Origin of the sequence: Butyrivibrio sp. INlla21 (genome assembly GCF_900116875.1) — a bacterium.
GTDB lineage: Bacteria > Bacillota > Clostridia > Lachnospirales > Lachnospiraceae > Butyrivibrio.
Genome location: NZ_FPCC01000011.1, coordinates 14,248 through 29,182 on the forward strand (window position 1 = coordinate 14,248; position 14,935 = coordinate 29,182).

The following is a 14,935-nucleotide window of genomic DNA, read 5'->3' on the forward strand; positions in this document are numbered from 1 at the left end:
GATTACCTCTTTTCTTTGATTAAGCTCCCACCTTGCTTATGAAGTCATCGATAAGCTTCTTGTGGTCTGCCTCATTGATCTCTTTTTCTACAACCTTACCTGCAATATCCATTGCAAGTCCGCCGATTTCATCTTTGGCCTCGTTGATAGCCTTCTTCTTCTCCTGCTCAATATCCGCAGCAGCTCTGGCTTTGATATCCGAAGCTTCCTGCTGAGCCTCTTTTACCATGGCATCTGCCTTGCTCTGTGCTTCCTTCTGTGCTTCGGAAACTATCTGAGCCGCCTCGGCATGTGCGTTGGTCAAGCTGCTCTCGTATTGGTCTTTCAGAGAATCGGCTTCTTCTTTGGCCTCTCTTGCTTCCCTGATCTCTTTATCCGCAAGCTCTTTTCTCTTCTCAAGTATGTTATTGATAGGTTTGAAAAGAAATCTCTTGATCAGATACATCTGAATGAAAAGATTTATTATCTGTGCTATAAAGGTCCAGGGAACCAGTGTTACCAGTTCCTGCGTATTCTTAGCTTCCGCAGTGAACATCATAAGCGCCTGTAATTGCATATATGTTCTCCTCTATATCGAATACGAATCCTTTATTACTGCAGATAGTTCATGAACATTCCGGGTGCTACGAAGATAAGCAGAAGTCCTGTAACGAATCCGTAGATACCGGTTGTCTCTGCAACGGCACAACCAAGAAGCATTGTACTTGTTACATCACCTTTGCACTCAGGCTGACGTCCGATTGCTTCAAGAGCCTTAGAAACAGCAGTTCCTTCACCAATACCGGGTCCGATACCTGCGATAAGTGCACATCCTGCACCGATTCCGCATCCTGCAAGTGCTATACCTCTAGCTAATAACTGAAAATCACCCATAATTATTTGTCCTCCTAGAAAACAATTTGTTTTTGTTCTTAATATTTTTTATTTGTTTTTAGCCTTCTTCCGCTGCATTGGCGATATACATTACCGTCAACATACAGAAGATGAATGCCTGCATGCATCCTGAGAACCAATCAAAGTACACGCCCGTGATGGCCGGGACACCTACTCCCAAGATAGGGATATTGGAAAGGAATTTGCCTACAGCTCCGGGAATTAGTCCGAAGAGCGCTGCCGATGCAAGTCCCAAAGCCCAATAGATAAGGCCATCGATAACTACGCCGGAAAGGATATTTCCGAAGTGACGGCAAGCCATGCTGACCGGTGTCGCAAGTTCGGAAAGAATATTAAAAGGTGTCATTACCGCAATAGGTGTTGTGAATCCCTTTAAATATCCGCCGACGCCGTTCGTTTTTATCTTGGTGGCTGTGATCATGATAAATACGACCACTGCCCATGCCGCTTCTGTCGAAAGATCCGCCGTTGGACTTCTTAGTCCCGTAAGGCTGATAAGATTTGACACCACACTTGTGACAAACAGTGCCGCCACAAACGGGATCAGCTTATCAAACTTGTTTCCGCCGGTGTTGTTACGAACGAAGTTGTTAGCCATCTCGACAAGCATTTCGGCGAATGCCTGTCTCTTTGATATGTTCTCAGTCCTCAGATCCCTTGTAAGGAATATGCACAGGCCTGTGATTATTGCCATTACGATCCAGCTTACAACCAGTGTCTCAGTGATGTTGATGTCTCCGAGAATGGGAATTCCCGTATGGATCGTCGCATATATTTTGGGGCCGACAACCGAGAAATCATTACTCATATCTTCGTCTTCAACCTCCTTTCCCCGCAGATAATAAACCGCGTAGTTTTATCATCAAGCTAGGAATGAAAAGGGGAAGTATCCCCGATACCGGATTGATGACCGGTATCACAATTGCAAGAATGATCCACAGAAACTGAAGCAGTGTCCTATATCTGTAGCTCACTCCCATTGTGCTCCTAGCCTTCGCATCGTCAGTAATTGATGCCACCTTTTGCACGGTTACCGCCATCCAAAAGAAATTTCCGACAGCAACGGCAAAACCGCCGATCGCTCCAAGGATAACTTTTATATCAAATGGTGCCCAATCGGGTATAACCATGTGCAAAACGAAAAACACAACGATCATGATGAGAATACCTACAGCCGTCCATGCCGCAACTATCCCCGTCTCTTTTTTAACTGCAGACTGTAACTTCATGCCTGATTCTCCCCTGTCTTTAGTCTTAGTTCAAAACTCAAATATGTTTATTAAACGATATTTCGTTTTTGTTTCTTGATTTCTTTTTAGATTCTTTGTTAAGAACTGCCAGATATACCTTATAGGCAGTCGTCATAGAACCTCCAAGCCCCAATATAAATCCCGGTATATAAACCCACGCTCCCACTGATAGCTTGGAGCATAATAGATAACACGCAAACAGACACATAAGAAGCGGCATTATCAGGGATAATCCCAATTGCCCGATCATAGCTAATTGACCAAATATTTCAGACATTCGCTTCATTTGCATCTAAATTCTGTCTACGCTCCTTTTTTAGTAAAATTCGATACAATCCTACCTTATATCTTAACTTATTTACGCGCATTTCTCAATAAAACGAATCGTTATCGCAATTTTTACTCACTTGATACAAAAAAGTCGGATACCGCGTAAATACTGGATTTCGCGACATCCGACTTCTGTGTTTATATATATTTTACAAAATTTTACCGTTATATTTCGTATAAATCGCCATACCTAGCGGGCTAAAGCCATGTAGTACGACTTGTTCTCAGTCTTCCTGAGGCTCTTCTACGGCAGTAGTCTTGATATGAAGCTCCTCAAGCTGCTTGTCTGTAACGAATCCGGGAGCACCCATCATAACGTCCTGAGCGTTCTTGTTCATAGGGAAAGGAATGATCTCTCTGATAGAGTCCTCTCCTGCAAGGAGCATAACCATACGGTCTACACCGGGAGCGATTCCTGCGTGCGGAGGTGCTCCGTAGCAGAACGCATTGTACATAGCGGGGAACTTGGCCTTAACGTCATCTTCGCCAAGTCTTACCATCTCAAATGCCTTGATCATGATCTCGGGATCGTGGTTACGAACGGCACCTGATGAAAGCTCTACGCCGTTACATACAAGGTCGTACTGATCCGCTGTAATTGAAAGAGGATCGATCTCGCCTCTCTCAGCCTTGAGAAGTGTCTCAAGACCGCCGCTGGGCATTGAGAAAGGATTGTGGCAGAACTCAAGCTCGCCTGATTCCTCGCCAATCTCGTACATAGGGAAATCAACGATCCAGCAGAATGTGTACTGCTCTTTATCCATATGTCCGGGAACAGCAGCGCCAAAGGTCTTAACGATAACACCTGCAGTCTTCTGTGCAGCGCCGAGCTTGCCGCTTGAAAGAACAACAAGGTCGCCAGCCTTAAGATTAAGTGCTGAAACAACTGCGTCCTTGATAGGAGCAACAAACTTGGAGATACCGCCTACAAGCTCGTTGTTCTCATCTATTCTGAACCAATAAGCCTTGTTTCCTGACTGAACCTCAACATCGCTTATTGTCTTATCGATAAACTTTCTGCTCTCTTTGAAATCAGATATAACTACAGCCTTGATCCTTACATCTGTAGCGCTTCCGTCCTCTGCGGTCTTGGCAAAAGGTCCGAAGCCACAGTCTGCAAGCTGCTCTGTAACATCCTGTACTGTGAGGTCGATTCTGAGATCGGGCTTATCCGTTCCGTACTTCTCCATTGCCTCGAGGTAAGGAATACGCATGAAAGGTGCACCTGAAGCGCGGTCATAGTTACCGTACTTAGCAAAAATGGGAGGAAGTACATCCTCGATAACTGCAAATACATCTTCCTGAGAAGCAAATGCCATCTCCATGTCAAGCTGATAGAACTCTCCGGGGCTTCTGTCGCCTCTTGCGTCCTCATCACGGAAACAAGGTGCAATCTGGAAGTAGCGGTCAAAGCCTGCTGTCATGAGAAGCTGCTTGAACTGCTGAGGTGCCTGAGGAAGTGCATAGAACTTGCCGGGATGCTTTCTCGCAGGAACAAGGTAGTCTCTTGCGCCCTCGGGTGAAGATGCTGTAAGTATGGGAGTTGTGATTTCCAAGAAACCATGCTCCGTCATTGACTGACGAAGAGCTGCAATTACGTTACATCTAAGGATGATGTTCTTTTTAACCTCGGGATTACGAAGGTCAAGGTATCTGTACTTAAGACGAGCAGTCTCATCAGCCTCTCTTGAGTGATTGATCTCAAAAGGAAGCTCATTGTATCTGCAACGACCGAGAATCTCGATAGACTCGGGAACGACCTCGATGTCTCCGGTTTCCTGCTTGGGGTTCTTAGAGCTACGCTCTCTTACTACACCCTTAACGGAAATTGTAGACTCTTTGTTGATAGCCTTGGCTGTCTTAACCATCTCCTCAGTCTCAAGAACGATCTGTGTTGTGCCGTAGAAATCACGAAGTACGACGAATCCGAGTCCGCTTCCTACTTCTCTCATATTCTCAAGCCATCCGACAAGCGTAACGCTCTTGCCGGCATCGCCGATACGAAGCTCACCACAGTTATGTGTACGTGATTGCATCATGTGTATTACTCCATTTCTGATTAAAAATATTGATGTTTTCGCAATTTAAAATGCGCGGTATCGGAAAAAATCCAATACCACGCACAACATTTTAGAACATCATTGCATTAGTTGCAAGTGTATTTACCTTATTATTATTTAACCTTGTTGCCGCCCCATTCCACAACGGTGAATCCGTCTCTGCTGCCCTCTTGTATGGACTGAGGATTGATCTTTACATATTTATCGGAAGGATACCACGCCATGAATACACGGATAAGATTATCGGGCTGAGGAGAAATGCTAAGCTTTGCTCCCTTCTTGTATGTATCGCCCTGGAAACTGATAACGTTATATTCATTGCCTTCCATTCTGGGAAGCCAGAACTCAATGAACTCAGCGGTCTCAGCATCATTAAGTCCCATCTCGTGAAGCTTGTCATTAAGGAAGCTCTCGGTATCAGATCCCTTAACACAGAAGCCTGAGAAGAAATCATACTCGTAATTGGGATCTCCTTCCCAGAAAAGATAATCGTATGTCTGTCCGTCATAAGTGATCGTACCGTCCTTGTCGGCAACCACTTCCCACTTATTCTCAGAACTAAACTCAGGAATAAGTTCATTGAGATTACCGTCATAGTTAAGACTTACCTCTACCTCTGTTCCGTCTTCTTCGGGATATAAGTAAATTACAGGCTTAAGGTCAAGTCCCGGCTCTTCATACTTCGTATCCGGACATTTCTTTCTGGCGCAAAAAGCAAATCCTACGCAGCATAGCATAAGACAAGCAGCCAGAAAAGCTATTATATACTTTGTTCTCATAAGCCCACCTCCACAATACTCTCATAAATAGGGAAATTCCCACAACATAATTATATACTTATTATCGTCAAAAAGATAGATATTCATGAGTGAATTGCAAGATTTTTTATTAATTTTGCCCGAATTTATCTGAATTCTTTGGAGTAGTAAGGGATTATTATGTCTTCTCCCGCAGTAACCATGCCGCCTTCCTCGATATGATTGATACTGCAGACTTCGGCGATATAGTCATCTATACTGTCATAATTCTCATATGAGATGTTGGCAGACGCTATACTCCAAAGCGAATCACCGGCAGTAACAGAGATTTGCTTATAGTATTTGTAGAGAATATCACTATTATCCACCTTGGCATTAAGTGTTATCGTCATGGCAAAAAAGATTATCGCAAATACCACAAGCGCCGCGATAAGTCCCAGCGCAAGGCGCTGTCTTCTTACTATCTTCTGTCTTCTTAACTTGTTCTTATAAATCCTAAGCTCACTCTTTGATAAAAATCTCTGATCGTTATATAAGCTAGCCGCAGTCATAAGTGCCCTTGTCATATCACACCTCCAAAATACTTCCCTCTACACGAGCTCTTTCTCCCCAATGAAAAAAGCTTGTGCTGTCGGGTAGTTATCTACCTTACAACACAAGCTTATAATTTTAGGTGGGTCATAAAAAGGACAGCTTATCGTTCAGCCTTCCCCGTAATATTCTAGCACAGCTTTTCCTACATTTTGAGCAACGCCTTCTCCATAGAGTGAATCTATAACTCCTGCGACTTTAGCATCACTTATATATGATCTTGCGCCCGCGATCAGCATGGATCGGGCATTACTCATGTGATACATTTTATTCGTATTGTCTTCAAGTCTCTGCACAAGTTTATGACGTTTTGTCTGATCCTTCGGAAGTTTGGCAAAAGAGTGATAGATTTCCTTAAGTTCTTCTTCCAATGCCTTATGTTCCTCGGGCGTCATGGAATCTATTTCTTTAAGGGCTTTTAAGTAGTTTTCTTTACTTCCATACATTCGAAGAATATCTTCCCCGATCTCTCCTTTCGTGAGATTGGTCTCCACAGTCTTTTTCATCTCTGCAATATCTTCTTTTTTTACAGGCTTACTTGTAACCTTCTTGATCTCAGCTTCTTTTTCTTTAGCCTCTTTTATCAGAATGTCCGATACCGTCTTGGCTTCATCTTCTGTAAAAGGTTCAAAGCTTATATTCTTCCCTTCCGAATCAAGTCCATCAATCACTCTTATCAAGCCGTTCAGCTTATTGACTTTACGAACCAGCTTTTCTTTTTGAGCCCTCAGAATGCTGTTGTAATCACATTTTCCGGCGTCCAGGATTTCTTTTATCTCAGAAAGCGGGATCTCCATTTCTTTCAGAAAAGCTATGGCGCGCAGCCTCTTTAAATCTTCGTCGTCATATAATCTATAGCCGGCGTCGCTTCTTTTCTTCGGGACGAGAAGCCCTATATTGTCATAGTGTCTTAGGGCTCTCTCCGATAGCCCTGCTATCTTAGCAACTTCTTTTACTGTCTTCATGGTCAAGCCTCCTTTTAGATTAAGTTTAAAGCTTGACGCTACGTCAAGGTCAAGAAAATTATAACACAGCAAAATCCTTAAAAAAATCTGCATTTGACGAAAGTATATAGAAGTATATAATTAAATTAAAAGTATATAGAAGTATATAAAAGTATATAAGACTATAAAAAGTATATAGAAGTATATAAGCAACACAAAAGTATATAGGAGGACGCCATGGAACGAAATCCATTTGTACTCAACTTCGGAAAAGTCCCAACTCAATACATCAGCAGAGAAATTCTCATAGATGAAATTGTACAGGAGCTTACAGCGGAGAACGCGCAGAATAACTGCTTTATGCTTACAGGTACAAGAGGAAGCGGAAAGACTGTTACAATGACTTCCATAGAAAAAGAAATTTCCACGTTCGAGGATTGGATCATTATAAGACTCAATTCTGAGAGAAACATGCTTGAAGGACTTGTCGCGAAGTTATATGACAGCAAAGAATTCATAACCAAATTCATTGATACAAGCATCAATCTGTCAAAATTCGGAATCGGTGTGACCGTAAGCTCTAAGCCGCCCGTAGCCGACATCGAATCTGCGCTTGAGAGAATACTAAAAGAAATCAAGAAAAAGAAAAAAAGACTTCTCGTTACAATAGACGAAGTCTCCAATACTGAATATATGAGAGAATTTGCCAGCAGCTTTCAGATATTGATAAGAGAAGATCTCCCCATCTTCTTGCTAATGGCAGGATTGTATGAGAACATACACGATCTCAAAAACGAAAAGAATCTTACGTTCTTGTACAGAGCGACGCAATATGAAATGGAGCCTCTTAATCTGACGCTGATCGCAGACAGATATTCTAAGGTATTTGGCATATCTTATGAAAAAGCAATGGATATGGCTGTGATTACCAAGGGTTATCCTTTTGCGTATCAGGCAATGGGAAAGTATGTCTGGGATGACAAAAAGCACGAATTAAACAATTCCGTTCTGCTTAAATTTGATGAAGCACTCAGCCACTACGTCTACAAAAAAATGTGGTCCGAGCTTTCACAGAAAGACAAGTGGTTTATGTCTTTCATAGTACAAAAAGAAGATATGCCCGTTTCCGAACTTTTAGAAATATCTGCCCAGAAGAAAAATGAGTTTTCACAGTACAGAGAAAGACTCAGAGACAAGGGTCTAATAGATGTGTCGACTCACGGTATCATCAAATACACGCTTCCAAGATTTGATATCTTTGTAAAAAATCAGCCTCAATAAAAACATTGCCCCTTGCCTGAATTGCTTTCAGGTAAGGGGCATAAATTTTGTTTATGATTTTTATTTAAGATCTTTTTCCGTGATTGCCTTTACGTTAGGTGTTCTGCCGTCCTCTGAGCAAGGGATTTCGATCTCCTTATTCTTAAGCTGCGTGACAGCTTTCTCTCTTAAATCCTTATCCCATTCATAACCTGTGATCTTCCAGTTATCATCGCACTCGGGTTTGATCTGGCCTTTCTTTACGTTGGTTATATAGTCACCGATCAGCTCTCGAACTCCGCCGATATCGCCTTTGACATCGATCTCTACAAGCTTAGGAAGTTCCTCGCCTTCCTCATAAACCTCTCCGGGTGTGAGAAGGTGAGATGAAGCTCTGTAGTTGTTTACTGCGATATCAAACTCATCGTCGTCGCGGACGGGTGTACCGTCAGGCCATGTAAGATTCTCAATCCTGCTGCCGGGTTCTTTCGAAATGTTGATCTCGTAGTTTACACCCGCAAACATATCGAAATTGTAAGCGCGAACATCGGGGTTAAAAGAAATTGTGAGGTCGCCGGGTTTAAAGGTGTTAAAATACTTCGCCGACCACTCCATGTATTTCTTGAGCTGCGCTCCTGTCATGTGCAGCTTGTAAAGTGTATTGGTATATTTGTAAATAAGAGCCGTATCGCACTTCTTGATATCTCCGGGATACATGTTGGCGCCAGCTGTAAACAGCGCTGCAGCTGAAACTTTGGCTCCCGTATAATGAAGCTGAACATCATTTATAAGATCGATAAGAGCAGTGTCTTCTATCTGCGCTGTAGGAATCTCTTCAATCTCATTGACGGGAGAAAGCTGATCTCCGACAAGCTTTCCTATAACACTGTTTGCATCATTCTTGGCCTGCTCATCATATTTACTAAGGAGTTCAACGAGCTCGGGATCTGCTTCATAATCTTTGGTCTCAACACTCTTTGATGTCTTATCGGCAACCTTGTAACCGTCGCCATTCTTCTCAAGCGTAAGATCAATAACAGAGAAGGTCTTCGCCATCTCTGTGTTCATAACAACGAGCGTACCGTTTATCGTCTCGCCTTCAACCAATGCGTGTGCATGAGATGCAAGCATAACATCAAATTCGGGACACTCCTTTAAAATATCCTCAACTCCGGAATTGGGAACATCGTACTCGTCATCGATTCCCATATGATATACGCCGACAAGAACATCATACTGTCCTTTAATACTGTCGATTATCTTGCGTGTCTCCTCAAGCGGATCGGTAACCATGCAATCGGCAAGGTTTACACTGTCCCAACGTGTAATGTTGGGAGTAACCATTCCGATTACGGCTACTCTTATTCCGTTCTTCTCAATGATGGTGTATCCGTCCGCAATCGGCTCTCCGTTTTCATCATAAACATTGCCGCCAAGCGTAGCGCATTCCAGATCTCCGATGGTCTTTTTTACAACGTCCATGCCGTAGTTGAACTCATGGTTTCCGACCGTCCAGACATCATATTTAAGGGCATTTATCGCCTGTATCATAGGATGTACGTCATCTTCTCCGACAAAGATATCGGAATAATTGTCCTGAATAGTGTCACCTGCGTCAAAAAGCAAGGTGTCATCCGTACGATACTCTTTTAATGCTGTAGAAAGCTGAGCTACACTACCTGAAGTATCTTCGGCGTTAAGGGCATAATCCCAAGGCAGGAACTTTCCGTGAAGGTCACTTGTTCCGATTATTCTGAGGGTTTTGGTCTCCGCGCCGGCTCCCGTCTGATCTAAGCTTGCTTCCACGGAGGCACTGTCTGCAGCATTTGCCGCTCCGTTATCCTCATCCTTCGGCGCACTACCGCCGGCCGCGCATCCCACAGCCAGAAACAGAGCCATACTTAACGCAATAACACTTGATAAAACTTTTTTCATTATCATTTCTCCTTCCCTTTATAAAATAAGCGTTTTATATATTCAGATGCAGCAGCCTCGTTGCGATATTGAAATACGCAAGGAGCGAAAGCGCATCAACGATCGTTGTGATCATGGGACTCGCCATAACAGCAGGGTCAAAGCCGAGCTTGGATGTGATCATCGGCAAGCAACAGCCTATGAGCTTAGCAATGACAACAACCATAAGCAGTGTCAGACAAATGACTGCCGCAACCGAAACGGTGAGTCTGTCAAGAAATATCAATTTAAGGAAATTAGCTGCTGCCAGCGTAAGACCGCATAGCACGGCAACTCTTATTTCTTTCCATATGATCTTAAAAAGATTCGCAAACTCAATCTCTTTTAACGAAAGACTACGAATGATAGAAACGCTTGCCTGCGAACCCGCATTACCGCCTGTATCCATAAGCATGGGAATATATGCGGTAAGTATTACGTATGCGGAAAGTGCATCTTCAAACTTAGTGATGATCGCACCGGTAAATGTAGCACTGACCATGAGGAACAGAAGCCACGGCATTCTGCTCTTGTAAGTCTCAAAAATACCAACCTTGGGATAAGGCTTGTCAGACGGCACGATAGCGGCCATCTTCTCGATATCCTCGGTAGCCTCTTCTTCCAAGATGTCCACAACGTCATCGATAGTGATGATTCCGACCATACGTGATTCGTTGTCTACAACGGGCATGGCGGTGAAGCCGTATTTCTGGAACATTCTCGCAGCTTCTTCCTGGTCGGTCATCGTATTGATGCTGATGACATTGGTGTTCATGATGTCACCGATCACGTCATCGGGTTTCATGATGAGCAAATATCTGAGCGCTACGGTTCCGACAAGTATCTTTTGCTTGGTAACAACGTAGCAGATATTGATTGTCTCGGAATCAACGCCCTTTTGCCGTATTCTGTTGATCGCATCTGTGACGGACATATCTTCGCGCAGATCAACATACTCCACGGTCATGATACTTCCGGCAGAGTCCTCAGGATACTGCAGAAGGTGATTGATATCAGCGCGTGTCTCGGGACTTGCGTTGGCAAGTATGCGCTTAACTACATTGGCCGGCATCTCCTCCAAAAGGTCGGTAGCGTCATCGGCCATTAGATTGTCAACGATTGTGGAAGCCTCTCGATCTGACAGTGAACGAATGATATATTGCTGATCATCCAGCTCCAGATCGGCAAATACGTCGGCAGCCATGTCCTTGGGAAGGATTCTGAACATTTTAAGTGAATCCTCATCCTCCATCTCTCCCATTGCAGCAGCGATATCTACTGTATTCATCTCTGAGATTGTCTGGCGAAGCTTGGTGTATTGCCTAGATTCAAGAAGCTCTTTTAAGATTTCAACGATTGTCTTCTCTTCTTGTAATTCCATGGTAATCTCCTTTTCTATGTGCGGTTTTTATGGTACTTCGACCGGGAGCAGGATCGCTGCCACATTTATGTGAATCCTTCTTCATAAAAACCACCACCTTTCCTTCGGAGATTTCCCAATAGGGATGCGAATTGCTTTAGATTAACAAGCACATTTACTGTACCACAAAATGCCCCAATTGTGTAGGGATTACGAAAAGAAAACACAGGCAAAAAATCCGATTGCCGATTGGGATAAAAATTGCAAAATGGAGTAGACGCAAAAAAGAGAGAAAATTATACTATCTCGTGTTAGCAATAACTAACTTGGTGTAAAATTATAGAAAGGAACATTTAAACGATATAAAAAAGAAAAAGGAAGCAACCTGTTTGATCGCTTCCTTTTTATATGTTTTATTCAAGTTTGAATTTTCCGACTTCGGTTCGGAGCTTTCCGGAAAGTTCGCTGCTGGCGGAAGCATCCTCATCAATCTTGAGCATGTTCTCGCTCATCTCAACGGACTTCTCCGCAGTGCTCTGCACATGCTTGGTCGCATCTTCCACAGCGCTGTTTATCGATCCCGTAGATTCCCGGATGAGATTTACATTACTCTGTATCTGCTCGGAAGCTTCTGCAAAGCGTTCCATCATCTCATCGATTCGCTCTGCCGAATTCAGGTAATCATCACTTATATTAACGAGCTTATCAAAGCCGTCTATAGTAGTTTCTTTTACAAAATCCAAAAGATCTTTTGCCTCCGTCGCAAGTTCGTTAACCGCGGTTACAACTTCGGATGAAACTGTCTGAATCTCACTTGCCGCCTTCTGTGAATTGCTTGCAAGTTCACCAATCTCCGCAGCAACAACCGCAAAGCCTCTTCCTGCATCTCCCGCTCTTGCCGCCTCTATTGAAGCATTCAGTGCAAGAAGATTGGTCTGGTTTGATATCGCGATGATATTTCCCGTAAGATCTTCAATCCTGCTTACAGCCTTTGAACGTTCAATCTTATCGGAAACAGACTCAGCCATATCCGAAACTTTTTCTTCGGCGCTGCTTCGCTCAGCTTCAGCTCTTTTGCCCGTTTCAGAAGCGGAATTCTTAACTTCTTTGGAGAAATCACGGCCACCTTCTATTTCTGAAACAATGTCCTTAAACGAATCCGTAATTTCATTCATATGCTCGGCCATCTCATTGAGCGAACTCGACGTATTCTGCATAACAGAGCTCATATCCGTGATCGTGGCAGATATCGCCTCGGAATTATTTCTTGCATCTTTGATATTTTCCGCGATGTGTCCCGACGCCTTACTAAGCTGGTCGGAATCTGTATTTATGGAAAGAAGCATCTCGCGGATAAACGAAATGAGCTTATTGATATTCCCACCGATAACTTCAAATTCATCTCCGGAATCAAGTTCTATATTTTGGGTTAGATCTCCGTCACCTTTGGTAAGCTCGACAATTTTATCATTTAAAAGCACAAATTTTTTGCTCAGTGCTCTGCTCAAAATGATGAGGATTATGCAGCCCACTATAAGTACGAGCAGGCAGGTGATAATAATATCTTTTACTAGTGCTCCCGTCTGTTCTTGTACCCAGTCCATGCTGACATCTGCGCCGACTGCGCCGACAACCTTTCCATCTACATAGATAGGGCTGTAGGACGTTATATGTGTGCCCCACTCATCAGTATAAGGCTCATCACTTGAAACAACCTGTCCCGAGAGTGCTTCTATAACTTCGTCATCGGTAAACTCATCTCCGATATAGGACATGTCCTCAATCTGCGCATCGATAGCATATTCCAAAGACTTATCGGCAGCATATCTTACCGTATAAAGATATTCAACACCCGAAGCGTTAAGCATCTTAGTTAGGAAATTGCTGACCTTTAGATAGTCTTCCGTTTCCTCCTCTCCCGGTTGTACCGACGCAACTATGCTTCCGTCGATAAGTGCAGCGGCAGATGATGATATGGCTTCAGTGTTCTTTCTGATCTCCTGATTCAAAATATTACTTGCTTTGTTATAGATAACAATTCCCAATATGATGTCCGCAACAATAAAAAGGGCTATAACTCCAACAATTACTTTCTTGATTATACTGATCTTACGTACTTTCATGCGAGACTCCTCTCTGCGTAGAAAACAGGCAAAAAAACATAACAAGAACGTCTATAAAAATAATACCTTACAATCGGTATTAAGTGAATTAAATATCTATAAAATCGTACTCGTCAAAAAAGTTAATTTTTTTGAAAGAATTTTTGATTTTAGTATTGCAAAGATAATTCCATGGTGTTATAGTGTATTAGTACTGGTAGTACAGTATGTAATACACGCTTGTTTACTGGAAAGAGGCGATTTTTTGATGTCAAGAGAATTAGATAGTATTTATTACAATAGCAGATCGGATATGAAAAAGGCCAGCGGCGCAAACACACGTAGATCGGAAACACGCAGATACAGTGACGACAAGCCTTCTTACCGCAGAGGAGAAATTTACAATTACGGTAAAGAAGATGTACGAAGGCCCAGACCTCGCAGGTTTGACCCTCAGACAGGCGAGCCGCTTCAGCGTGTGCCTAGATTTGATCCACAGACTGGCGAGCCTTTAGCAAGCTCACGTAGGTCAGACAATATAAGGACAGATGCTCGCAGATACAGATATGACGATGTCAGAGCAAATACTCGCAGAGGTGACGATAACAGAGCGGACTACCGCAGGCGCGAGCCCGGAAGACCTGAACCTCGAAGAGCCGATCCTCGCAAGTTTGAGGATAACAGAACTCGTACTCGCAGACCGGAAGCAGACAATCACGACGAATTTGCAATAAGACCCGGAAAGCGCAAAAAGAACAAGCTTTTTGGCAGTTTTTCCCTTCTTGTTATAGAGCTTCTTGCTCTTGCAGGACTCCTTTTCTTTATAGTAAATAAACTTCCTATCAGCGGCGGGCTCGAGACCTCTGAGATAACTGAGTCTTCACAGTCTTCCGATAAGAAAAAAGCAAACGGCAAGGAAGATATAGATGTCCCTTCATGGGTTCAGGTTGATCTGATAGACAGTGTAGATCAAGGAAATCCTTCAAGGACATTATTACCTTTGGATGGCGTTGAAGATATAGTAATCCACTATACCGCCAACCCCGGAACAAGCGCCGCACAGAACAGAAGCTATTTCAACGACCCGAGTTCAGATTCCTGTTCTCATTTCATAGTAGGAATAGAAGGAGAAGCAATTCTGTGTGTACCGCTTAATGAAAGATCCGCGGCCACCAATCACAGAAATAATGACACTATTTCCATCGAGGTCTGCCATCAGGATGAGACAGGACAGTTTACCGATGCATCATATGATACGGTTATAAAGCTCACCCAGTGGCTTATGGATAAATATAATCTCGATACGGATCATGTCATCAGACACTACGATGTTACAGGAAAAGAGTGTCCTAGATATTTTGTACAGCATCCCGACGCATGGGATCAGTTCAAAGAAGATCTTAAGAAATAACAACACTTACATAGCACTTACC

General features: G+C 43.2%; 14 protein-coding genes. 2 read left to right on the forward strand and 12 right to left on the reverse strand.

Annotated elements, in window-relative coordinates; all coding sequences use genetic code 11:
• Nucleotides 1–19: 19 nt before the first annotated feature.
• The 9 genes from atpF to BM377_RS08040 all read right to left on the reverse strand — a co-directional run bounded on the left by atpF (nt 20) and on the right by BM377_RS08040 (nt 6,848).
• Nucleotides 20–556 carry a F0F1 ATP synthase subunit B gene (gene atpF, locus BM377_RS08000; RefSeq protein WP_242948124.1) on the reverse strand — a complete coding sequence of 179 codons (537 nt, stop codon included), beginning with the start codon at nt 554–556 and terminating at the stop codon, nt 20–22.
• Between the two features lie 35 nt (nt 557–591).
• A complete protein-coding gene (atpE, locus tag BM377_RS08005) occupies nt 592–873 on the reverse strand; it encodes an ATP synthase F0 subunit C (RefSeq protein ID WP_092246440.1) in 282 nt (93 codons plus the stop codon).
• Between the two features lie 58 nt (nt 874–931).
• Complete coding sequence (locus BM377_RS08010) at nt 932–1,702, reverse strand: F0F1 ATP synthase subunit A (RefSeq protein ID WP_092246443.1); 771 nt, start codon at nt 1,700–1,702, stop codon at nt 932–934.
• A gap of 10 nt (nt 1,703–1,712) precedes the next feature.
• Nucleotides 1,713–2,123, reverse strand: a complete 411-nt coding sequence (locus BM377_RS08015; protein ID WP_092246446.1) for an ATP synthase subunit I — start codon at nt 2,121–2,123, stop codon at nt 1,713–1,715.
• A 37-nt stretch (nt 2,124–2,160) separates the two neighbouring features.
• Complete coding sequence (locus BM377_RS16735) at nt 2,161–2,436, reverse strand: AtpZ/AtpI family protein (protein WP_334292991.1); 276 nt, start codon at nt 2,434–2,436, stop codon at nt 2,161–2,163.
• A 262-nt stretch (nt 2,437–2,698) separates the two neighbouring features.
• The gene (aspS, locus tag BM377_RS08025) at nt 2,699–4,513 is read right to left on the reverse strand and encodes an aspartate--tRNA ligase (protein WP_092246449.1); all 1,815 of its coding nucleotides are present in this window, start codon (nt 4,511–4,513) and stop codon (nt 2,699–2,701) included.
• Nucleotides 4,514–4,647: 134 nt separating this feature from the next.
• The gene (locus BM377_RS16515; RefSeq protein WP_092246452.1) at nt 4,648–5,313 is read right to left on the reverse strand and encodes a hypothetical protein; all 666 of its coding nucleotides are present in this window, start codon (nt 5,311–5,313) and stop codon (nt 4,648–4,650) included.
• A gap of 125 nt (nt 5,314–5,438) precedes the next feature.
• Nucleotides 5,439–5,858 (reverse strand): hypothetical protein, encoded by a 420-nt coding sequence (locus BM377_RS08035; protein ID WP_092246455.1) that lies wholly within the window; start codon nt 5,856–5,858, stop codon nt 5,439–5,441.
• A 135-nt stretch (nt 5,859–5,993) separates the two neighbouring features.
• Entirely contained in the window at nt 5,994–6,848 is an 855-nt protein-coding gene (locus BM377_RS08040) for a MerR family transcriptional regulator (protein ID WP_177223832.1), read from the reverse strand.
• Between the two features lie 216 nt (nt 6,849–7,064).
• Between BM377_RS08040 and BM377_RS08045 the strand changes: the two genes are divergently transcribed.
• The gene (locus BM377_RS08045) at nt 7,065–8,108 is read left to right on the forward strand and encodes an ATP-binding protein (RefSeq protein WP_092246461.1); all 1,044 of its coding nucleotides are present in this window, start codon (nt 7,065–7,067) and stop codon (nt 8,106–8,108) included.
• A 60-nt stretch (nt 8,109–8,168) separates the two neighbouring features.
• Here the strand turns inward: BM377_RS08045 and BM377_RS08050 are convergent, their stop codons facing one another.
• From BM377_RS08050 to BM377_RS08060, 3 genes are all read right to left on the reverse strand, one after another.
• Nucleotides 8,169–10,022 carry a 5'-nucleotidase C-terminal domain-containing protein gene (locus tag BM377_RS08050; RefSeq protein ID WP_242948125.1) on the reverse strand — a complete coding sequence of 618 codons (1,854 nt, stop codon included), beginning with the start codon at nt 10,020–10,022 and terminating at the stop codon, nt 8,169–8,171.
• 34 nt (nt 10,023–10,056) lie between these two features.
• Nucleotides 10,057–11,421 (reverse strand): magnesium transporter, encoded by a 1,365-nt coding sequence (gene mgtE / locus BM377_RS08055; RefSeq protein WP_092246464.1) that lies wholly within the window; start codon nt 11,419–11,421, stop codon nt 10,057–10,059.
• 392 nt (nt 11,422–11,813) lie between these two features.
• Nucleotides 11,814–13,523, reverse strand: a complete 1,710-nt coding sequence (locus BM377_RS08060; RefSeq protein WP_092246466.1) for a methyl-accepting chemotaxis protein — start codon at nt 13,521–13,523, stop codon at nt 11,814–11,816.
• Between the two features lie 247 nt (nt 13,524–13,770).
• Here BM377_RS08060 and BM377_RS08065 point away from each other — a divergent pair, with 247 nt between their 5' ends.
• Complete coding sequence (locus BM377_RS08065; RefSeq protein WP_242948126.1) at nt 13,771–14,913, forward strand: peptidoglycan recognition protein family protein; 1,143 nt, start codon at nt 13,771–13,773, stop codon at nt 14,911–14,913.
• Nucleotides 14,914–14,935 lie beyond the last annotated feature (22 nt).

Coding starts and splice junctions, on each gene's coding strand:
- BM377_RS08045 (WP_092246461.1), top strand. CDS start 7,065: ATGGAACGAAATCCATTTGTACTCAACTTCGGAAAAGTCCCAACTCAA.
- aspS (WP_092246449.1), bottom strand. CDS start 4,513: ATGATGCAATCACGTACACATAACTGTGGTGAGCTTCGTATCGGCGAT.
- mgtE (WP_092246464.1), bottom strand. CDS start 11,421: ATGGAATTACAAGAAGAGAAGACAATCGTTGAAATCTTAAAAGAGCTT.
- BM377_RS08060 (WP_092246466.1), bottom strand. CDS start 13,523: ATGAAAGTACGTAAGATCAGTATAATCAAGAAAGTAATTGTTGGAGTT.
- atpE (WP_092246440.1), bottom strand. CDS start 873: ATGGGTGATTTTCAGTTATTAGCTAGAGGTATAGCACTTGCAGGATGC.
- BM377_RS08035 (WP_092246455.1), bottom strand. CDS start 5,858: ATGACAAGGGCACTTATGACTGCGGCTAGCTTATATAACGATCAGAGA.
- BM377_RS08065 (WP_242948126.1), top strand. CDS start 13,771: ATGTCAAGAGAATTAGATAGTATTTATTACAATAGCAGATCGGATATG.
- atpF (WP_242948124.1), bottom strand. CDS start 556: ATGCAATTACAGGCGCTTATGATGTTCACTGCGGAAGCTAAGAATACG.
- BM377_RS16735 (WP_334292991.1), bottom strand. CDS start 2,436: ATGCAAATGAAGCGAATGTCTGAAATATTTGGTCAATTAGCTATGATC.
- BM377_RS08040 (WP_177223832.1), bottom strand. CDS start 6,848: ATGAAGACAGTAAAAGAAGTTGCTAAGATAGCAGGGCTATCGGAGAGA.
- BM377_RS08015 (WP_092246446.1), bottom strand. CDS start 2,123: ATGAAGTTACAGTCTGCAGTTAAAAAAGAGACGGGGATAGTTGCGGCA.
- BM377_RS16515 (WP_092246452.1), bottom strand. CDS start 5,313: ATGAGAACAAAGTATATAATAGCTTTTCTGGCTGCTTGTCTTATGCTA.
- BM377_RS08010 (WP_092246443.1), bottom strand. CDS start 1,702: ATGAGTAATGATTTCTCGGTTGTCGGCCCCAAAATATATGCGACGATC.
- BM377_RS08050 (WP_242948125.1), bottom strand. CDS start 10,022: ATGAAAAAAGTTTTATCAAGTGTTATTGCGTTAAGTATGGCTCTGTTT.